21 protein-coding genes are annotated in these 19,538 nt (G+C 33.0%); 15 read left to right on the top strand and 6 right to left on the bottom strand.

Annotated features, from left to right (window positions below; translation table 11 throughout):
* Positions 1–142 precede the first annotated feature (142 nt).
* From FHR29_RS05330 to FHR29_RS05295, 8 genes are all read left to right on the top strand, one after another.
* On the top strand, positions 143–1,270 hold the full coding sequence (locus FHR29_RS05330) for an NAD(P)/FAD-dependent oxidoreductase (protein WP_132839711.1): 1,128 nt from the start codon (positions 143–145) through the stop codon (positions 1,268–1,270).
* Complete coding sequence (locus FHR29_RS05325; protein ID WP_132768363.1) at positions 1,267–1,980, top strand: methyltransferase domain-containing protein; 714 nt, start codon at positions 1,267–1,269, stop codon at positions 1,978–1,980. The genes FHR29_RS05330 and FHR29_RS05325 overlap by 4 nt, the downstream gene beginning before the upstream one ends.
* Complete coding sequence (locus FHR29_RS05320) at positions 1,977–3,029, top strand: type III polyketide synthase (protein WP_132768365.1); 1,053 nt, start codon at positions 1,977–1,979, stop codon at positions 3,027–3,029. The genes FHR29_RS05325 and FHR29_RS05320 overlap by 4 nt, the downstream gene beginning before the upstream one ends.
* Positions 3,030–3,035: 6 nt before the next feature.
* Positions 3,036–3,470, top strand: a complete 435-nt coding sequence (locus tag FHR29_RS05315; RefSeq protein WP_132768367.1) for a 3-hydroxyacyl-ACP dehydratase FabZ family protein — start codon at positions 3,036–3,038, stop codon at positions 3,468–3,470.
* On the top strand, positions 3,467–4,738 hold the full coding sequence (locus tag FHR29_RS05310) for a beta-ketoacyl synthase (RefSeq protein ID WP_183912921.1): 1,272 nt from the start codon (positions 3,467–3,469) through the stop codon (positions 4,736–4,738). The genes FHR29_RS05315 and FHR29_RS05310 overlap by 4 nt, the downstream gene beginning before the upstream one ends.
* A 4-nt stretch (positions 4,739–4,742) precedes the next feature.
* Positions 4,743–4,997 carry an acyl carrier protein gene (locus FHR29_RS05305; protein ID WP_183912918.1) on the top strand — a complete coding sequence of 85 codons (255 nt, stop codon included), beginning with the start codon at positions 4,743–4,745 and terminating at the stop codon, positions 4,995–4,997.
* Positions 4,994–5,500, top strand: a complete 507-nt coding sequence (locus FHR29_RS05300) for a 4'-phosphopantetheinyl transferase superfamily protein (RefSeq protein ID WP_183912916.1) — start codon at positions 4,994–4,996, stop codon at positions 5,498–5,500. The genes FHR29_RS05305 and FHR29_RS05300 overlap by 4 nt, the downstream gene beginning before the upstream one ends.
* Before the next feature lie 79 nt (positions 5,501–5,579).
* Positions 5,580–6,026: a DUF1572 family protein gene (locus FHR29_RS05295; protein WP_021188340.1), complete on the top strand. Its 447-nt coding sequence runs from the start codon at positions 5,580–5,582 to the stop codon at positions 6,024–6,026.
* A gap of 696 nt (positions 6,027–6,722) precedes the next feature.
* Here the strand turns inward: FHR29_RS05295 and FHR29_RS05290 are convergent.
* From FHR29_RS05290 to FHR29_RS05280, 3 genes are all read right to left on the bottom strand, one after another.
* Complete coding sequence (locus FHR29_RS05290; protein WP_183912914.1) at positions 6,723–7,253, bottom strand: DUF1697 domain-containing protein; 531 nt, start codon at positions 7,251–7,253, stop codon at positions 6,723–6,725.
* A gap of 65 nt (positions 7,254–7,318) precedes the next feature.
* Entirely contained in the window at positions 7,319–7,816 is a 498-nt protein-coding gene (locus FHR29_RS05285; RefSeq protein WP_183912912.1) for a GNAT family N-acetyltransferase, read from the bottom strand.
* A gap of 21 nt (positions 7,817–7,837) precedes the next feature.
* Positions 7,838–8,290, bottom strand: coding sequence for an Lrp/AsnC family transcriptional regulator (locus FHR29_RS05280; RefSeq protein WP_132768379.1), 453 nt, complete (start codon positions 8,288–8,290; stop codon positions 7,838–7,840).
* A 131-nt stretch (positions 8,291–8,421) separates the two neighbouring features.
* On the opposite strand from FHR29_RS05280, the gene rocD reads away from it, so the two are divergent.
* From rocD to FHR29_RS05255, 5 genes are all read left to right on the top strand, one after another.
* Positions 8,422–9,690, top strand: coding sequence for an ornithine--oxo-acid transaminase (gene rocD / locus FHR29_RS05275; protein ID WP_183912910.1), 1,269 nt, complete (start codon positions 8,422–8,424; stop codon positions 9,688–9,690).
* Positions 9,687–10,655, top strand: coding sequence for an arginase (locus FHR29_RS05270; RefSeq protein ID WP_183912908.1), 969 nt, complete (start codon positions 9,687–9,689; stop codon positions 10,653–10,655). The genes rocD and FHR29_RS05270 overlap by 4 nt, the downstream gene beginning before the upstream one ends.
* A 255-nt stretch (positions 10,656–10,910) precedes the next feature.
* The gene (locus tag FHR29_RS05265) at positions 10,911–11,951 is read left to right on the top strand and encodes a sensor histidine kinase (RefSeq protein ID WP_132768384.1); all 1,041 of its coding nucleotides are present in this window, start codon (positions 10,911–10,913) and stop codon (positions 11,949–11,951) included.
* Positions 11,941–12,627, top strand: coding sequence for a LytTR family DNA-binding domain-containing protein (locus tag FHR29_RS05260; RefSeq protein WP_132839700.1), 687 nt, complete (start codon positions 11,941–11,943; stop codon positions 12,625–12,627). Before FHR29_RS05265 ends, FHR29_RS05260 begins: the two co-directional genes overlap by 11 nt.
* 165 nt (positions 12,628–12,792) lie before the next feature.
* Complete coding sequence (locus FHR29_RS05255) at positions 12,793–15,330, top strand: outer membrane beta-barrel family protein (RefSeq protein ID WP_183912905.1); 2,538 nt, start codon at positions 12,793–12,795, stop codon at positions 15,328–15,330.
* Positions 15,331–15,439: 109 nt separating this feature from the next.
* Here FHR29_RS05255 and FHR29_RS05250 read toward each other — a convergent pair whose 3' ends face one another.
* Complete coding sequence (locus FHR29_RS05250; protein ID WP_183912903.1) at positions 15,440–16,279, bottom strand: universal stress protein; 840 nt, start codon at positions 16,277–16,279, stop codon at positions 15,440–15,442.
* Between the two features lie 768 nt (positions 16,280–17,047).
* Between FHR29_RS05250 and FHR29_RS05245 the strand changes: the two genes are divergently transcribed.
* Together FHR29_RS05245 and truA are read left to right on the top strand one after the other, a co-directional pair.
* The gene (locus FHR29_RS05245) at positions 17,048–17,584 is read left to right on the top strand and encodes a YfiT family bacillithiol transferase (protein ID WP_183912901.1); all 537 of its coding nucleotides are present in this window, start codon (positions 17,048–17,050) and stop codon (positions 17,582–17,584) included.
* Between the two features lie 88 nt (positions 17,585–17,672).
* Positions 17,673–18,473: a tRNA pseudouridine(38-40) synthase TruA gene (gene truA / locus FHR29_RS05240; protein ID WP_132768392.1), complete on the top strand. Its 801-nt coding sequence runs from the start codon at positions 17,673–17,675 to the stop codon at positions 18,471–18,473.
* Positions 18,474–18,537: 64 nt separating this feature from the next.
* On the opposite strand, the gene FHR29_RS05235 is transcribed toward truA, so the two are convergent.
* Together FHR29_RS05235 and FHR29_RS05230 are read right to left on the bottom strand one after the other, a co-directional pair.
* Complete coding sequence (locus FHR29_RS05235; protein ID WP_132839693.1) at positions 18,538–18,888, bottom strand: ArsC/Spx/MgsR family protein; 351 nt, start codon at positions 18,886–18,888, stop codon at positions 18,538–18,540.
* 10 nt (positions 18,889–18,898) lie between these two features.
* Positions 18,899–19,441: a YceI family protein gene (locus FHR29_RS05230; RefSeq protein WP_183912899.1), complete on the bottom strand. Its 543-nt coding sequence runs from the start codon at positions 19,439–19,441 to the stop codon at positions 18,899–18,901.
* Between the last annotated feature and the right edge of the window lie 97 nt (positions 19,442–19,538).

Raw genomic sequence — 19,538 nt, 5'->3', positions numbered from 1 at the left:
CAGCACTAAACTCCCCCTCTTGTATGATGTCTAAAAGGTAAATAAAATCAATATCAGTTCCTTTCATCGTCCTTAAAAAACTTTCACCTATTCACTAAACACTCCAAAATTTATGATATTCCTGTTTTATAGCTAAATATATATGAAGAAAAATGCTGATGTTATTATTATTGGTGGTGGCCTTGCAGGTTTAACAGCTGCATTACATTTAACAAAAAAAGGATTAAATGTCACATTAATTGAAAAATATAGTTATCCTCGTCATAAAGTCTGCGGGGAATATCTTTCAAAAGAAATATTACCTTATTTGAATTGGTTGAACTCAGACATTTTACAAGTATATCCAACAAATATTAACACACTTATATTTACTCATCAAAATGGTAAAACTGCAAAAGCAGACTTACCGTTGGGAGGCCTTGGCATCAGTAGGTATTCGCTGGATAATTCTCTATATCTACAAGCAGTAAAAATGGGATGTACCGTTATTAAAGCTACAGTAACAAAGGTAACATTTAATGAAAATGCATTCACAGTGATGACCGAAAATCAGATTTTAATAGCAGAAATCGTATTGGGAGCATTCGGGAAACGATCGAACGTGGATCAGGTCCTAAAACGTAATTTTATGAATAAAACTGCCCCGTGGCTAGCCGTAAAAGGACATTATTCCGGAGAATTTCCTGATGATGTAGTAGCACTACATAACTTTAAGGGTGGTTATTGTGGTATTACAAAAGTTGAAGACAATACTATAAATATGTGCTACCTGGCTGATTTAAAATCATTTAAAAAGCACAAGAATATAACAGAATTTGAACAAAATGTTCTTTACAAGAATAAACACATCAAATACTTTTTTGAAAATAGCACATTACTTTTTGATAAACCACTTACAATAAGTCAAATATCATTTGATAAAAAACCGATCATCGAAAACCATATATTAATGATCGGTGATACTGCCGGCCTTATCCATCCCCTCTGTGGCAATGGCATGGCCATGGCTATGCACAGTGCTAAAATTTCGTCAGAGCTAATCGTCGACTATTACACAGGTAAAATCGTATCCCGAAAATTATTAGAAAAAAAATTCACACAACAATGGAAACAAAATTTCGAAAAGAGACTCTTAATCGGAAACCTGTTATCGAAAGCACTTCAACATCAAACCATCACAACAGTATTGATCAGGATCGCAACGATGTTCCCCTCTCTTCTTCCTTTGATAATAAAGCAAACACACGGTAAAGCAATAACAATCAAATGAGAATAAATACCGATAATAGGACAGAAAAAACCGAATTAATGGATGATTTTTCACTCCAAGGTGAAGAATTACGAGAAGCTCTAGATAAAATTGCACGCATCAATCAATTTCTTGGAGGCAATAGTATTACACTTAATGGCGTAAAGCAATTGTTAGCACACGTTGATCGATCTAAACATATCACTGTTGCAGATATAGGTTGCGGTAACGGTGATATGTTACGTATGTTAGCCGAATACGGTATTAAGAACAATATTAATTTTAAAATGATCGGTATAGATGCAAATGAATATACGATCAACTATGCTCGAAAATTATCAACAAGCTACGCTAATATTGACTATGTATGCACTGATATATTTGAAGAAAATTTCAAAACATTAAAATACGATATTGCACTTTGCACCTTAACTATTCATCATTTTACTAATGAAAAAATAATAGATTTAATTACTATCTTTAGTCATAATGCCTCTGTAGGAATAGTTATAAACGATTTACAGCGCAGCAAATTTGCTTATAGACTTTACCAAATGGTATGTTTTGTTTTTAGATTAAACAGGATGTTGCAAGAAGATGGATGTACATCGATATTGAGAGGATTTAAAAGAAATGAACTACAAAGTTTTGCAAGAAAACTAAATTTAAAGAATTATACCATCCAATGGAAATGGGCCTTTCGTTACCAATGGATTATACCTAAACTATGAGTGTAAAGATCGTAACTGTTGCAAAACAACTGCCGAAATATTCAAGCGATACAGTTGAAATACTTCCTATGCTAGATACTTGGCTTTATGGACAAGAAACACGTTTTATAAAAAAAGTAAAAAAAATATTTGAAGGTGCGGCAGTAAATACACGGTATTCAATTATGGATCCTATTGAAGTATTTACAGCAACTTCTTTTGAAGATAAAAATAACATTTACAGCCGTGAAGTTATTATCCTTGGTGAACAAGTGCTTGAGAAAGCACTTAAAAAAGCGGGATGGGATCCAAGCACCTTAGACTATATTATTACTGTAAGTTGCACCGGTATTATAATCCCTTCTTTAGATGCGTATCTTATAAATAAACTGAAACTACGACAGGATATCGTCAGATTGCCAGTTACAGAGATGGGCTGTGTAGCAGGAGTATCGGGTTTGTTATATGCCAAAAACTTCCTCAAAGGCAATCCTAACAAACGAGCCGCAGTAATAGCGATTGAAGCTCCGACTGCTACATTTCAACTGGATGATTTTTCAATGTCAAATATTGTAAGCGCGGCTATTTTTGGTGATGGGGCAGCTTGTTGTCTACTTTCTTCTTATGAAGAAGATTATGGTCCCAACATACTTGATGAACAGATGTATCACTTCTTTAATACGGAGCATATTATGGGATTTAAACTGACCAATAGTGGTTTGAAAATGATACTTGGCACTGAAGTTCCGGATACCATAGCACAACATTTTGGTGATATTATACATCCGTTCTTAAAGAAAAATAATTTAGAAATCAGAAACATAGACCATATGATATTTCATCCCGGAGGAAAAAAAATCGTAATGACGGTCGAAAAACTATTTTCAGAATGGGGTAAAAATATTGATCACACAAAAGAAATATTATTGCAATATGGCAATATGTCAAGTGCAACTGTTCTTTACGTCCTAGAGCGCGTCATGGATAAAAATCCCATACAGGGAGAATTAGGTTTGATGTTAAGTTTTGGTCCAGGATTTTCTGCCCAAGGGCTTTTATTAAAATGGTAATGTACAATGAACGTAAAAGATATTATAGCAAAATTACCCTATACTAAACCATTTTTATTTGTCGATGAGCTGCTTCATATTGATGAAAATGGAAGTATGGGTACATATACCTTCGATGAAAATCTAGATTTCTATAAGGGACATTTTAAAGAAAAACCGGTTACTCCTGGAGTGATTTTAACAGAAACTATGGCGCAGATAGGTCTTGTTTGTCTCGGCATTTACCTTCTTAATAATGAGCTAAAAAATACTTCAATTGCATTTACATCTGTCGAAATGCAATTTTTAAAACCTGTATATCCAAATGAAAAAGTTACTGTAATTTCTCAAAAAATATATTTTAGATTCGGCAAACTCAAGTGTAACATCAGTATGAAAAACGAAGCCGAACAGATTGTTAGTCAAGGTATATTTTCAGGAATGTTAACCACTGAGCTATGAACCGAGTTGTAATAACGGGATTAGGGGTCGTTGCTCCAAATGGAGTTGGCGTACCTGCTTTTACCGATGCTATTAAAAATGGTATATCTGGAATACGCCAGGATGAACAATTACAGCAATTGCAGTTTTTTTGTCAGATCGCAGGAAAACCCCAAATTACAGATGAAATAAAGTCAGCGTATTTTACCGATCTTGAACTTAGAGGTTTTAACAGTAGCGGAATACTATATGGCGTCATTGCAGGTGTTGAAGCTTGGAAAAATGCCGGACTTCCGATAGAAAATAATAATGAGCCTGATTGGGACAGTGGAACTATATTTGGATCAGGAACATCAGGCATTGATAAATTGCGCGAAAGTATCTATAAAATTGATGATTTACAGACGCGTAAACTTGGTAGCAGTGTTGTTGCTCAAACTATGAATAGTGGTATAAGCGCATATCTGGGCGGAAAATTAGGACTAGGAAATCAGGTAACCACGAATTCTTCGGCATGCGCAACAGGGACCGAAGCAATAATAATGGCCTATGAGCGTATAAGATCAGGAAAAGCAAAACGCATATTAGCCGGCAGCACTTCAGATAGCGGCCCCTACATTTGGGCTGGATTTGATGCTTTAAGAGTTTGCAGTTCTAAATATAATGACAATCCTGAGGCAGGCTCCCGTCCTATGAGTGCAACAGCAGCAGGATTTGTACCTGCATCCGGTGCAGGAGCACTAATTATTGAGGACTTGGAAAGTGCGCTAAAACGAGGGGCAAATATTTATGCAGAAATTCTAGGTGGTAGTGTAAACTGTGGGGGACAGCGGGGAAATGGTACGATGACTGCTCCAAATAGCAAAGCTGTTCAAAGATGCATTATTGATGCTCTCAAAAACGCAACTATTTCAGCAAATGATATTGACGCAATCAATGGTCATCTTACAGCAACTGCTAAAGATAGTATTGAAATAGAGAACTGGACAAAGGCATTGGGCAGAAGTCATATTGATTTTCCCTACGTCAATTCATTAAAGAGTTTGATAGGACATTGCCTCAGTGCTTCAGGAAGCATTGAAAGTGTAGCTACAGTTCTGCAACTTCATCATGGGTTTTTATTTGGAAATACAAATTGCGATGATCTACATCCAGAAATAGCAACTCATATTGATGCCTCAAAAATACCGACAAAATCTTTTAACATTAATTTAAATGTAATAGCCAAAGCTAGCTTTGGATTTGGTGATGTGAATGCTTGTGTAATATTTAAAAAATTTGAAATTTAATCTTATGAATAAAGAAATGTTGATAGGTAAGTTAAAGGAAATTATAAAACCTTATACCACGAATTTAGAAGCATACGAAAACCTAAATGAAGACACCGATTTTATTAATGATCTTAACATCAATTCTGCAAATCTGGTAGATATTGTACTCGATATTGAACAAATATTTGATGTTGTCATCGATAATGCTGATATGGAACGTATGTTAAACGTGAGAACAGCCGTCGAAATTATAGAAATCAAATTAGAGCAGAAGTGATTGGTAATGATATCATAGATATACAGAAATCCCGTCAAGAAAGTAATTGGAAACGACATGGGTTTCTGGAAAAACTATTTACAGAAGAAGAACAGTGCTTTATAGCCAATAGTTCTGATCCAGAAATTATAGTATGGCTGATGTGGAGCATGAAAGAAGCTGCGTACAAAATCCTAAATAGACAGACAAAAAAAAGAGAATTCATTCCTAAGAAACTGATTTGTAAAATATTATCACAAACCTGTTTTAGTGCAACTGGTCAAGTATTGTATATCGGAAATATCTATCATACAAGAACTTTTTTAGCTGATGATTTTATCCATACTATTGCTGTTAATGACTTAGAAGATCTAGATTTCGTAGTGGAAATAGACAAAAAAGAAATGCTAAAAGATATAAATGGAATACCTTGGTTATGTATTACAAACTCAAATCAATATAAAGCAGCTTCAAATAGCAACCATGGTCGCTTTGAAAAGACAGTGACAATTAAAAGTAAATAATTCTAAATCAGGATCAATTTAATTGCGAAAGTTGCTGAAACCATTTTTAGACAAGGAAAAACTTTAATGATAATTAAATATGCTTACGAATACATTAGTATCCCTTTTTGAAAGAGATCTGAAAAAATTAATAACTGAAATAGAACTTTATGAAAATGAATCCAATATTTGGCGGATTGAGAAAAAGATCTTGAATTCAGCGGGAAATTTAACCCTCCATTTAATTGGTAACTTAAACACTTATATAGGTAAAGAGATCGGGAAAACTAACTATGTAAGAAATAGAGATCTTGAATTTTTAGAAAAAAATGTTCCGAGAAAAGATCTAATTACGAAAATAGAAGATACAATTGAAACCATTAGACTTGCACTAAGCCAAATAGCAGATGAAGAATTAGATAGCGAATATCCCATTTTAGTGTTTTCAAAAAAGACTTCAACCGAGTTTTTTTTAATTCACCTGACAACACATCTCGCTTATCATCTCGGACAAATAAATTATCATAGACGTTTAATCGAAAGCTAAAAAAAATTAAATAAGTTGAATTTCAATATCAAAAATCCCAAATATAAATTAGCAATTTAATAATAGAAAGACCAAAAATAAAAATCCGGCTAACTGTTGCTGATTATTTTCCTGCAAGGTTAAGTTGGATACTTTTAGCCACAATAGGTTTGATTCTAATGACTTGTAAAAGTTTGGGAGAGGCAGATGAATATGACAACTTGATTAATATTATCAAATTAGGGTAATTTTAGAATATTAAAAAAAGCCATTCTTAAAAAGAATGGCTTTACTATTTATGTAAATAAAGGTAGATTTATTTCAATTTCCAGATCGATCCCATCATAATCCAACATTCTTAATATAATTTAAAACGAGGTCGAATTCCGCTCCTTCTAAACACTGTAAATGCGCAGGTTGTTTAATAGCAAAAATGAGACCAAAGAAGCTATCTATTAAAAAATAATTATTGTTTTGCATAAAAATGTTTCAGTAAAGCTTACAAATAAAAAACGCAGTAATTTATCGTATTAGATTATCGGAGGAATAATTGTTTTTACCGGAATGTGTTTAAGTCTAAAATATATAAAAATTGACTACTATTCTTTAAAATAAAGTTAATAATCTCTTTTCTATTAACCTTGTAAGTCATACTGTTACTATTATAACTTATAAGGCCATTACAAGGGATTTCCTTTCAAATAGTTCTTAACCACATTACGAATTCATCTTCTTTAGAACCTTTTCAAAAGTATTAATATTTCTACTTGTAAATTGATCTCTAAGTGTCTTTTTACCCAAAATCTTTCCAAATGCTGAATCAAGCGTGTTTCCTTTAGGGACCTGCCAGTAGAAAATATGATTAACTATTGCTGCGCTCTCATTGGTATTTTGTGTCGCGTCCTGAAATTCAGCCATTAAAACTGTTTCTATTCCAGTATCTCCGACAAATGCATAGATATGAAAATCCGTAGTCTTTTCAAAAGGAACACTTTCCCAATATAATACCGTATCACGCTCCGACTTTATAAATAAAACAGCTTCGTAAGAAAAATAAGCTGACATGGACTTTTCCAAAATTAACTTTAATTCGATCTCGTTTTTATGTGATGAAAAAACAATATTACCAGATGCGATTATGGACCTAACATCCTGCATTCCTGCATCCCTAAAAACCTGACATACATCAGCCATCTTCATGTTGGTTCCTTTGACATTTACACCCCTCAGAAAAGCACAGTACTTCATAATTCTTAAAAAATTAAGTCAAAATACATACAATACATCATTATACGTTTATTTACAAATAGGACTCATTCATCAACTTGCAATTTCTTCAATATTAATTTCTCAGTTGGTAAATCGTCTTCAATCCCAATAAAATAACTTTCAAATCCAAATTTTTCAAGTAATTTTTTAGAAGCCATATTTTCTGGATCAATAATTCCAATAACCGCTAAATCAGGATATAAATTATGCGCTACATCTAGTAATTTTCGACAGATTAAAGATCCTATTCCATTTCTCCAAAAATTCTTTTTTATAATATAACCTATTTCAAGAATGCTCTCATCATGCTTATATCGCTCCAACTTGCAATCTCCCACAAATTCATTTTCTTCAGTAAGAACCTTAAAATATCCTAATTCACGTTCCTTACTATTGATTTCAAGAATACGATCGAACTTTGCTCTAGCCTGATTTTCATTCAATCCATTTCCAGAAATATATTTCATTAAATCATCTTCACAAACAAGTGTTTTGAAAGAGTTAAAATCTTCCGGTCCATACTTCTGTAAGTTTATTTTCATTATCTTCTATGATAAAGTGATTTATAAAACAATATTACGTCTAAAAGCACACCCCAGCTCGATAATAGTCTCCGTTTTGGCAATACCTGCAATACTGTCTATTTTCTCATACAATAATTGTCTCATATGCTCATGATCTTTAGCGATGATCTTTAAATATAGCGTATAGTTTCCAGTAATATAGTAACATTCTGTTACCTCAGGAATTTTATGAAGCTCCTCAATTATTCTTTTTGAATCATGATCTTTTTCAAGAGATATTCCAGTAAAAGCTCCCCAATCGTAACCCAATTTTTTTTCGTCCAAAACAGGCTTAATTCCCGTAAGAATACCTTGATCCATAAGGCGTGTAATACGCTGATGGACCATTGTATTGGAAACTCCTAGTTCTGTAGCTATAGCAGAATACGCCATGCGTCCGTCTGCTTCGAGCTGTTTCAAAATCTGTATATCAAAATCATCCAAATGATTCATGGTTATTTTTAATTATTAAGTTTAGAGTTAAATTAAATTTAATAAGCCACTAATTGAGTGAATTTAAATCCATATTAGGCTATTAAAATTAAATATCGTACATTTATTTCATAATTCCAATTACAAATAATATGGCAGACTTAACAAATTTAGCAAAAAGCAATGCATTCATTGCAAAGGAAAATAAATATGGTGCCCACAATTATCATCCCTTACCTGTGGTTTTAGCAAAAGGAAAAGGAGTATTTGTGTGGGATGTTGAAGAAAACCGATACTTTGATTTTCTTTCGGCATACTCAGCGGTAAACCAGGGACATTGTCATCCAAGGATTATTAAAGCCTTAACCCAACAAGCTGAAAAGCTTACCTTAACTTCAAGAGCATTTTATAGTGATAAATTAGGTGATTTTGAAGAGTATCTTTGTAATCTGTTTGGTTTTGATAAAGCTTTAATTATGAATTCCGGTGTTGAAGCCGTAGAAACAGCCATGAAGTTATGCCGTAAATGGGCTTACTTAGTTAAAGGGCTTCCTGCAAATCAAGCCAAAATAGTCTTCGCTAGTGGTAACTTCCATGGTAGAACCATATCCGTAATTTCTGCTTCAAATGATGATTCGGCAAGAAAAGATTTTGGACCTTTCTTAGATGGGGTTACACAAGTGCCTTATAACGACGTTCAAGCATTTGAAGAATTACTAAAAAATGATACGAACATTGCTGGATTTATTGTTGAACCCATTCAGGGCGAAGCTGGAATTATCGTTCCAAGTGATGATTATCTATCTCGTATAAAAGCACTTTGCAAAGACTACAATGTATTATTTATAGTCGATGAAATTCAAACTGGTATTGCAAGAACAGGAAATATGCTAGCCTCTTTTGATATTAAAGATACCAATTCAAATACAAAGCCTGATGTTTTAATTTTAGGAAAAGCACTTTCTGGAGGTGTACTTCCGGTTTCTGCTGTTCTAGCAGACGATTATATTATGCTGACTATAAAAGCTGGAGAACATGGTTCAACATATGGTGGGAATCCCCTAGCCTGTGCAGTATCCATGGAAGCTCTTCAAGTGATCATAGATGAGGATTTAGCATTAAATGCTGAAAAAATGGGTATAATATTCAGAGAAGGCCTTCAAGAAATGATGATAAGATGTCCCATAATTAAAGAAGTCAGAGGAAAAGGATTATTAAATGCAATTGTAATAGATAGCAAAGAAGAAGATAATACTGCTTGGGAAATTTGTCTAAAATTTAAGGAAAATGGATTATTAGCCAAACCTACTCACGGTAATAAAATTAGATTAGCTCCCCCATTAGTAATAACAGAAGATCAAATTACGGAAAGTCTATCAATTATAGAAAAATCACTTCATCAATTTGCACAAAAAATATGAATAGATCGATTAAATTAATTAAAAATAGATCGGATATTGGAGCAGGTACCCGCGGTTCCGACCTAGGGATTGACGCTATCGAAATTGCTGCAATTAATAAAGGAAGTCAATACTTCAATAACTATAATTTTATAGATATACAAACGCGCAATAACACTGTTTATGATCCGCTTGTTAATCCATTTGGTAAGAGAATAAAGCAGGTCTTACAGCAGTGCAAATTATTGGCAATAGCTGTTGAAGATAGCTTACTAGAAGAACAGTTTCCCCTGGTTTTTTCAGGAGACCATTCATCTGCAATTGGTACCATTAGTGGTATAAAGTCGGCATATCCAGAAAAAACATTAGGAGTAATATGGATAGATGCTCATGCTGATTTACATTCACCCTATACCACACCTTCTGGTAATTTACATGGAATGCCTTTAGCGGTGGTATTAGGTACGGACAATTTAGAAAATCAAATTAATAATGTTGATGCAGAAACCAAACAATATTGGAATAAATTAAAAACAATAGGAACTTCCCAAGCTAAAATAATAGCAGAACACCTGATCTACTTTGGTGTTCGCGATACCGAATTACCAGAAGAAAATCTAATTGCGGAACTGAATATAAAAAAATACCAAGTAGAGCAATTACGTGATATGGGAATAAAATCCTGTGTTCAGAGCACCCTTCAGCAATTGGAAGGATGTGACCATATTTATGTTTCATTTGACGTTGACAGTATGGACAGCGAGCTAATTTCTAACGGTACTGGTACACCAGTACCCAAAGGATTTAATCAAACGGAAATAACATCATTGCTTCAAGAAATTATTGCATCTAATAAAGTGGTTTGCTTAGAATTTGTAGAGGTAAATCCCCTTTTAGACAGTCAAGGGAATAGAATGGCAGAGGTTGCGTTCGAAATTTTAGACCAAGTGACAGCATCTATTGAAACTTTAAAATCAGTATCATAATTTCGATATGATTTCTTGGAATTGAACAATTGAAAATAAGAATTATTAGTTTCTAATTTCAATTGTTCAATTATTGTTATGCAGAGAATTCGCAACCATTTAATCCAATATACAATGATTCAGCATGTAACATTCTAATTAAAAATTTGTAACATTGTTACTATAATTATTTAAGAACAAAATAAAATGGTAAGATAAATTTAAACTGATCTACTATTTGTTATATACCTTAAATATATTGGCTAAAAAAATGTTATGATCGGCAAATTTTTCAGAAAATTCTATTTAGACATAGTCATCTGGACCATTTTATTGTTACTTCCCTTTATCACCTATCTCTATCAACCAGATAAGATTTCGGAGTTTAAGCCCTACTCTGCTCTATCTCATCTAGCCAATATTATATTTTTGGCAACAAATTTTTATTTACACTGCTATTATGTCGCACCAAAATACTTCTTTACACGCAGAAAGTTTCTGGTGCTTTTAATTGCTTGTGCTTTTTTATCCTATGTCGCGCTAAACTATGCTATTGTATACTTTAATCCTAATGGAGAATTGGCACATTTCACAAAAGAAAATATACTTTTCGTACGACTAGTGATCGGTCCTGGAATTATATATTCACTTTGTTTAATTACGTCATCCATGATTTTTCTATATGGGGAACAGGCCAGGCAAAAAGAATTAAATAAGCAGATTGCTTTGGAGAAAACAAAAGCAGAATTAACAATTCTAAAACTTCAGATCAGTCCACATTTCCTATTCAACACCCTTAACAACATCCGCTGGTTGATCCGTAAACAATCACCAGATTCTGAAGATACGATCGTCAAATTATCCGAAATATTGCGGTACATTCTCTATGAAGTTGATGGTGCAAAAGTAGAGCTCTTTAAGGAAATCGAGCATATGCAGAATTTTATTGCCTTACAAACACTCCGTCTTCCGATAGCTGGAAATGTGGATCTCGAAATTGAATCTAATCTAAAAAATAGATTGATACCACCTTTACTATTTATTCATTTTGTAGAGAATGCATTCAAATATGGTGTAGACAGTAAAAACAGTCCAGAAATCAAGTTTCAATTCGCACAGATTCCAGGCGGTATAATTTTTAAGTCCAGCAATAAAATACTACAGCATACAGAACTTCGAACAAGTGAAGGAATTGGATTAACCAATGTTCAGCGTCGCTTGCAACTGTTATATCCAAATCGTCATGATCTTTCCATTACAAAAACGGATGACGGTTATTTCCAGGTACTACTCAAATTGATGACCGATGAAAATTAAATGCTTACTTATAGACGACGAACCATTTGCTTTAAACATCTTAGAAGACGATTTATTAAGCTTTGATAAGGTTGAAATACTGCACAAGTTTAACTCGCCAATCGATGTCGTCGATTACTTGAGAGATCATGAAGTCGATCTGATTTTCTTGGATATACAAATGCCGGAAAAATTAGGAACACAATTTATCCGCGAACTTACTAATCCACCTTTATTTATATTCACTACGGCATATCATCAATATGCTGTGGAGGGTTTTGAATTGAATGCAGTGGATTATCTATTGAAACCCATTGCAAAAGAAAGATTGACTAGCGCTATTCGAAAGGTTGAAGACATTATGCTTTTACGAGCAAATCAAAATAATACAGTAGATCACATCGTCGTCAATGTTGAGTATAAAAAGATTAAAATATTTATCAATGAAATAAGTTACATAGAAGGATTAAAAGATTATGTTAAAATCTATATGGTAAATCGGAATGCTCCACTTCTTACCCGTAGTAACCTAAGAGGTATGGAAAAAATTCTGCCAGTAAAAGATTTTTTAAGAATCCATAATTCATATATAGTAAACAAAAATAGAATTCAGCACGTCGCTCTAACGAAATTAACACTTCCTGAGATTGCACTGCCAGTAGGCAAAAAATATGTTGGAAATATCGAAATTTTCTAAATTAAATTCTCTTGTCGATACTAACATTTGTTTCAATAACTTCATTCGTCTACACATTTACGCTGTCTGTCTACAGATCATTGTGTAGATTAAAAATCCTTCTCAAATTTGTCGTATATCAGACCTCTATTAAAAAGGGATAAACAAATCGATAAAAAAAGAATAATGAAAAGATATATATCAACGCTTATTGTAGCAACTGCAATATCAACTGTGCATGCTCAAAATACCGCTGAAAATTCACCTACAAACGTAAATAAGTCTGAAGGTACAATCTTTGGTCAAATTATAGACAGTCAAGGAAAACCTATTTCAAAGGCTTCGATTAATCTCTTTCAGGTTATCAAAGATCAAAAAAACAATCAGGAAAGAGAAATATTAATAAGAAGTACAAGTTCGCTGGAAAATGGAAATTTTAACTTTTCAGCTATTTCTAATACCAATAATTGGAAATTAAAAATCAGCTCAATAGGTTACGCAACGCTCGAGCTAAATGTTGATCATAGTGATGATAAAAAAGTCTTAAACAAAAATATAGGAACTATTGTACTTAAAAATGACAATCAACAACTTGCAGAAGTAACTGTCACAGGTCGAAAGGCTTTATTGGAAATGGATATTGATAAAAAAGTATTCAATGTGGAAAAAAACATCGTAGCAACTGGCGGTACTGCTATCGATGTACTTCGTAATATGCCATCTGTACAAGTAGATATCGATGGAAATGTCAAGCTCAGAAATGCTGCACCAACCATTTTTGTAGATGGAAAGCCTACAACACTTTCACCAGATCAGATCCCCGCAGATGTCATCGAAAAAATAGAGATCATCACAAACCCTTCTGCAAAGTACGATGCCTCAGGAAGTATGGCTGGAATTTTAAATATAATCCTTAAAAAAAATAAAAAAACAGGATATAATGGTATGGTTACCCTAGGTGGAGATCGATTTGGCGGAACTAATTTTATGGGAAGCCTCAATGCACGTCAAAACAAATTAAACCTGTCATTTACAGGAATGAATATGCGAATGCGTACGAATACTGAAGGAGATAGTCATAGAACGAGTAATATAAATAACATAAATTCAACTGTAGATCAAGATATTGAAGGAAAAACAAAAGGTATGATCACTTTTGGAAGACTTGGTTTAGATTATGATTTCAGTCCACGAACTTCATTATCAATTGCCGGAGTTTTGGTTGAAGGGAAATTTCGTCCAAATGAAGAAACCCTAATATCAACACAATCTGAAGGAAAAACCTCATTAAGCAATCGAATTTCGGAATCCGAACGAAGCTTTAAACCAAGAGGTCTACAGGCCGGAATAGTGCAGAAATTTAAAACAGAAGGTGAGGAATTAACTGTTGACTTTAATTATTTCGGAGGTAATAATAATTCAAACGGTCTTTACACCACAAATTATCTCAATGATATAAACCAGATAACAGGCACAAAAAAACAACAGAACATCGGTTCTGGAAATAATAAATTTATTACTATCCAAACGGACTATGTTAAGCCTTTCAAAAATGGAATGAAATTGGAGACCGGTCTTCGTGCCCAAATTAATAAATTAAAAAATCTCAACGATAATTCAATACAAGATATTGGTGAAGAAGACTTTAAAAATATTTCTTCAGCATCCGCTAATTACGATAGTAAAAATAGCGTTTATGCCGCTTACGTTTCACTCGGAGGAAATTTTAAAGATTGGGTATCCTATAAAGTAGGTCTACGTGCTGAAAACTCAACTTATAATGGAGAACTTTTAAATACTAATGAAAAATTTAAGAACAATTATCCATTAAGCCTATTTCCATCTGTGTTTTTAAGTAAAAAACTGACCGAAAAAGATCAAATCCAGATGAGTGTCACGCGTCGCGTGAATCGTCCTAATTTTTTTCAAACGATACCTGTTATCGATTATACAGACAGTTTAAATATTACGAAAGGTAATGCCGATCTTGTTCCTGAATTCACGACTTCTGGCGAGCTTTCGTATAGTAGAACACATGGAAAAGGCACTTTTTTAGCTTCAGTTTATTATAAATCTACCAATAATTTGATTACCAGATTTTTGACTCAGGAATTAAATCCGGTAACAGGCAAGATGGATTTTATAAATACCTATATTAATGCCAATTCTAGTAAAAACTATGGTGCAGAATTTACATATACCAATAATCTTAAAAAATGGTGGGATTTAACCGCAGACCTTAATTTCTATAATTCAAAAATAGAAGTTGACGACAGTACCCCGTCTGAAGCAATGTGGACAGTATTTGGAAAATTGAACAACACCTTTAATGTTAAAAACAATTGGAATCTTCAAGTCGCATTTGAATATCAAGGCAAAACAAATATGCCTGTCACACAAGGTCAGTCATTTGGTCCTCCAATGAATCAAGCACAAAGCTCATCCCAAGGATACATCAAACCTTTTTATGGTGTCGATCTAGCTCTCAAAAAGAGTTTCTTAAAAAATCAAGCTGCCTCAGTAACTTTAGCTGTGAATGATATTTTCAGAAGCCGAGGTAATACAATTGTATCTTCAGGAGAAGGGTTTACACAATCTTATTATCGACTTTCAAATCCTCAACTAATCAAATTGAACTTATCTTATCGCTTTGGAAAAATGGATATGAATATGTTTAAGAAAAACAAAAATCAAAATTCGATGGAAGGAATGCAGATGCAGTAATCTACCCGTACAATAACAAATAGAGGGGTGTATATAGATCTTAATCTATATACACCCCTTTACTTTATTTTAATCTAATTGATTTAACTTACAAAAATGAAGAAGTTGATTAAGATACTAACATTAAAATAGGGACCTTGGCATTAACTGCCAATTTTTTTGAGGCACTTTTTTGAAAAAACGAAGCGATAAATCCAAGTTTACGGGGTACAGTGATCAATACATGAATATTATGTTCTTGAACATATACATTTAGTTTCTCAACAAAATCTTCACCTTCCAAATAAGAGTAAGTCGGTTCAAGACTATCTAAACTTGCATGCAAAAAAGATTGTTCCTCAATTAAATCAGCTGCCTTATGCTTCCCTTGAACACTTACATTTACAACATACCATCTTAAAGATAACAATTCTTGTAAATGAAATATTGTTTTCACGGGCAATCGTTCATCTAAATGCATTAGATCCACTGCAAGGATCACATTTTTAAAGATATGTACTTTATCCATATCTGGCACCAATAAAAGGTTATACAGATGTGCCTGTATCAGCTCATTGGTAATAGTACCAATACTATTTTTACCATTATCATCATTTCCTCTCATGCCAGCAATAACTAGGTCAACATGCCCCTCTTCGGAAATTCGCTCCATGCCATCTAAAACAGTAAAACTATCATGTCTTGTATGGACGTTTGTAGCTGGTGAAACATTTAATAATTCCTGTTTCAAAAGAAGCATTTTTGAGTCTACTGCCACAATATCTGTTTCATCTACAAGAATTGGTGGCGGTATAAACTCGCCAACATAGTAAAATCCTCCATTTAGATACCCTAAGGAGTGGTATATGATGACTTTTTTTATAGCTGTTTGCTTAGCAAGGGTCAAGAGTTGATCGAAAGCATGTCTAGCAGGAACAGAAAAATCGGTTAAAAAAACAATTGTTTCCATGATCGTGATTTCTTGTAATGTATACTCGATTACTAAACAACCGAATCTTATTTTTAGTTTAAAAATTAAGAAAATAATACACATTAATCTAAATGCATAAATAAATATTCCGAATAAACTAGAAATGTCTTATGAACGATTACGCAAGTTGTTTCATATTTATAATTAGTTTTTCGAACCGAAATTTGCTAATTTTAATTTTTTCGGTTTTCAATTATTGGTCTGTTCCCATAGTTTATAGTAAAATACGTTGAAAACCTGGCAATTGTCTTTAATAATTATATAAAACTTATGTACATATATAATATCCACTGGATCCTTAAATTTATTTTTAATTTAGCTATAATCATCCTGATCAGTAGATTCTTCTATGCTCCTTTTGATGATAAGTTAGCTGATACAAACCTTGTTTACATATTACCATGTATTGGATTAATCAGTAGCTATTTATATCTCTCAGCTTGGTTTGGTTGGAAAAAGAGCTTTTACATCATACTTTATTTAGTAGCATACCTGATCTTCATGGGATATTTTTTGCTAAATCATCTATTGCCAAAATGGGTTGATAATACAATAATAATCTTAACTGTATCTGTAATCGGTTATTTTTGCTATCGCATTATTAATCGTATTATTAAAACAATGATTTATCGCTGTAAAGGAATTAAGAGCCGTATTAATACATACGTAATTCGAAATAAAAGAAATAAGTGATCTTTTCAGGAAGCTGGAGAATGACGTTAAAAACATAAGAACTTATACATAGATATGAAATCTAATATCGATAAACTGAAGTTTCCAATTGGTAAATTTATTGCGCCAAATACAATAGATAATGGAACGATAACAAAATGGATTGGAATTATACAATCTTTCCCAGATCTTCTAAAAAAAGAAGTTCAAGAATTATCGGAAGAAGCATTACAAAAAACCTATAGACCTAATGGTTGGTCAATAAGACAAATAATACATCATTGTGCTGACAGCCACATGAATAGTTTAATCAGATTTAAACTAGCTTTGACAGAAGATATACCCGTTATAAAACCATATGCTGAAGATCTTTGGGCAGAACTTATTGACTCAAAAGAACTTGCTATTAATTCTTCTATAAATATGCTAGAAGCTCTACATTACCGCTGGGTAGTTTTACTACAAAATATGACACCTTCGGATATGGCCAGACAATTTAGACATCCTGATTCGAACGAACTCATTAATATTAAAACAAATATTGGACTGTACGCTTGGCATTGTGAGCATCATATTGCACATATTAAAATCGCAAAAATGAATAAGGAATAGTCAATTTAAAATATTATGAAGGTAATAAGTTTTTTATAAAAATAAGCTAGCATTTTTTTGTAAAATTGCATTAAATTAAAAAGGTAAATTGAGATATTTTTTCCATATCGCCTATCAGGGTCAGAATTATAATGGTTGGCAAAGACAACCTGATGTAGAAAGCGTACAAGAAGTTTTGGAAAATACACTCCATAAAGTATTAAAAGTACCAACCACCATATTTGGTTGTGGCCGTACAGATGCTCAAGTCCACGCTAGTCAGTACTTTTTTCATGCGGATATTGAGAAAGAATATGATTTCGACTTATTATTTCGACTCAATAAGGCTCTTCCTGATAACATCGCCATTTACGATATAATAAAAATGGAAGGTAAGCCGCATGCTCGTTTTGATGCAGTGCATAGAGAATATGATTACTTTATTCACACGTACAAAGATCCTTTCTTAAGCAATCAAAGCTCATTATACTTATATCCCAAATTAAATTTAGACAAAATGAGTGAAGCTGCAAAATTGCTCTTAAAATATAAGGATTTTCGTCCCTTTTGCACACATCCTGATAAAAATGAACATACAATCTGCCACGTAACAGCTGCAGGAATATTTGTCAATACAAAAGGTGATAGAATTCGGTTTAATATTTCCAGTAATAGATTTTTAGGTAAGATGATCAGAATTCTAACCGGTAAACTTTTAAAAATAGGTAATGGGGAACTAAGTATTGATGAATTTGAAAATCATTTAATTACATTAGAACTTCCCAAAATATTGAGACCGGCCCATCCAATAGGTTTGTATCTATCCAAAGTTAACTATCCATACCTAAATCTTCCACCACGCACTGATTTTTTAACACCTTCCCAAAGTTCCGACTGGATTTCTATTTAGATACCCAATATTAAAAAAAATAAAGTATGCAATCCTATCTAGATACTTTTCATAACAAATAATGTTAACTTTCTGATATTAGTGTTATTACTTTATCAATCGGTCGACCGATAACGGCCTTACCATCTTTTAAAACAATAGGACGCTCAATTAGAATAGGATACTCCAACATAACGGAGATCCATTCTTCATCCGAAAGAACAAGATTTTTAAACTTTTCTTGAAAAATTGATTCATTACGTCGTATCAGCTCAAGAGGTTTTAATTGAAGTAAAGTGACCAGCTCAAGCAATTCATCTTTACTAGGAACATCTTGAAGATACTCCCGTATTGATAAATCTACATCTTTCGATTTCAATAAATCTAATACAGCACAGCTTTTACTACACAATTTGTTATGATATATCTTTATCATGATCCAAAATCTAGAGTATTATATCTTTTTTAATCACTTGAACTTCAGCACTAATTCGTACTTCATCACTAACCACAATATTACCAGCTTCTGTAACAGCATCCCATGTTAAACCAAATTCCTTACGACTAAGTTGCCCGCTTAAAGAAAAGCCTGCTTTTGTTTGGCCATAACTATCGACCACAATCCCGCCAAACAAAACTTGTAATGTAATAGCTTTGGTAATATTTCCTATTGTCAAATTTCCGGTTAGTTGCGCTTCATCCCCTATTCCTACATATTTAACACCAGTAAATTCTAAATAACGGTAGGCTTCAGCATTAAAAAAATCAGCTGACTTCAAATGTTCGTCTCTTTGTGTATCATTGGTATTGATAGAATTTATCTCCGCTTTAAATGCTATATTCTTAGCGGTATTAAAATCATTAGAAGTAGTTTCAAGATCAAGTGTGAACTTCCCAAAATAACCTGTTATCGTTGTAATCATTAAGTGTTTCACTTTAAAAGCGACTTCACTATGACTTGGGTCTATTGACCATTTGTATGTTGCCATAAACTGTTATTTTAATTAATTAGGTAGATATCTAATAATTGCAAAAATAAGGATTACTAAAAATCTAAAAATTGATTTAGATCATTTGTTTGATACG

This window comes from Sphingobacterium sp. JUb56, assembly GCF_014191365.1.
GTDB lineage: Bacteria > Bacteroidota > Bacteroidia > Sphingobacteriales > Sphingobacteriaceae > Sphingobacterium > Sphingobacterium anhuiense.
The sequence above is the reverse complement of the archived record's forward strand: the minus strand, read 5'-3'. Positions and strand labels throughout refer to the sequence as shown.

Bases quoted from the DNA above. Each gene is read 5' to 3' on its own strand.
- FHR29_RS05310 (WP_183912921.1), top strand. From the start codon at position 3,467: ATGAACCGAGTTGTAATAACGGGATTAGGGGTCGTTGCTCCAAATGGA.
- FHR29_RS05320 (WP_132768365.1), top strand. From the start codon at position 1,977: ATGAGTGTAAAGATCGTAACTGTTGCAAAACAACTGCCGAAATATTCA.
- FHR29_RS05265 (WP_132768384.1), top strand. From the start codon at position 10,911: ATGATCGGCAAATTTTTCAGAAAATTCTATTTAGACATAGTCATCTGG.
- FHR29_RS05290 (WP_183912914.1), bottom strand. From the start codon at position 7,253: ATGAAGTACTGTGCTTTTCTGAGGGGTGTAAATGTCAAAGGAACCAAC.
- FHR29_RS05230 (WP_183912899.1), bottom strand. From the start codon at position 19,441: ATGGCAACATACAAATGGTCAATAGACCCAAGTCATAGTGAAGTCGCT.
- FHR29_RS05315 (WP_132768367.1), top strand. From the start codon at position 3,036: ATGAACGTAAAAGATATTATAGCAAAATTACCCTATACTAAACCATTT.
- FHR29_RS05250 (WP_183912903.1), bottom strand. From the start codon at position 16,279: ATGGAAACAATTGTTTTTTTAACCGATTTTTCTGTTCCTGCTAGACAT.
- FHR29_RS05325 (WP_132768363.1), top strand. From the start codon at position 1,267: ATGAGAATAAATACCGATAATAGGACAGAAAAAACCGAATTAATGGAT.
- FHR29_RS05285 (WP_183912912.1), bottom strand. From the start codon at position 7,816: ATGAAAATAAACTTACAGAAGTATGGACCGGAAGATTTTAACTCTTTC.
- FHR29_RS05295 (WP_021188340.1), top strand. From the start codon at position 5,580: ATGCTTACGAATACATTAGTATCCCTTTTTGAAAGAGATCTGAAAAAA.
- rocD (WP_183912910.1), top strand. From the start codon at position 8,422: ATGGCAGACTTAACAAATTTAGCAAAAAGCAATGCATTCATTGCAAAG.
- FHR29_RS05330 (WP_132839711.1), top strand. From the start codon at position 143: ATGAAGAAAAATGCTGATGTTATTATTATTGGTGGTGGCCTTGCAGGT.
- FHR29_RS05305 (WP_183912918.1), top strand. From the start codon at position 4,743: ATGAATAAAGAAATGTTGATAGGTAAGTTAAAGGAAATTATAAAACCT.
- FHR29_RS05260 (WP_132839700.1), top strand. From the start codon at position 11,941: ATGAAAATTAAATGCTTACTTATAGACGACGAACCATTTGCTTTAAAC.
- FHR29_RS05270 (WP_183912908.1), top strand. From the start codon at position 9,687: ATGAATAGATCGATTAAATTAATTAAAAATAGATCGGATATTGGAGCA.
- FHR29_RS05280 (WP_132768379.1), bottom strand. From the start codon at position 8,290: ATGAATCATTTGGATGATTTTGATATACAGATTTTGAAACAGCTCGAA.
- FHR29_RS05235 (WP_132839693.1), bottom strand. From the start codon at position 18,888: ATGATAAAGATATATCATAACAAATTGTGTAGTAAAAGCTGTGCTGTA.
- FHR29_RS05245 (WP_183912901.1), top strand. From the start codon at position 17,048: ATGAAATCTAATATCGATAAACTGAAGTTTCCAATTGGTAAATTTATT.
- FHR29_RS05255 (WP_183912905.1), top strand. From the start codon at position 12,793: ATGAAAAGATATATATCAACGCTTATTGTAGCAACTGCAATATCAACT.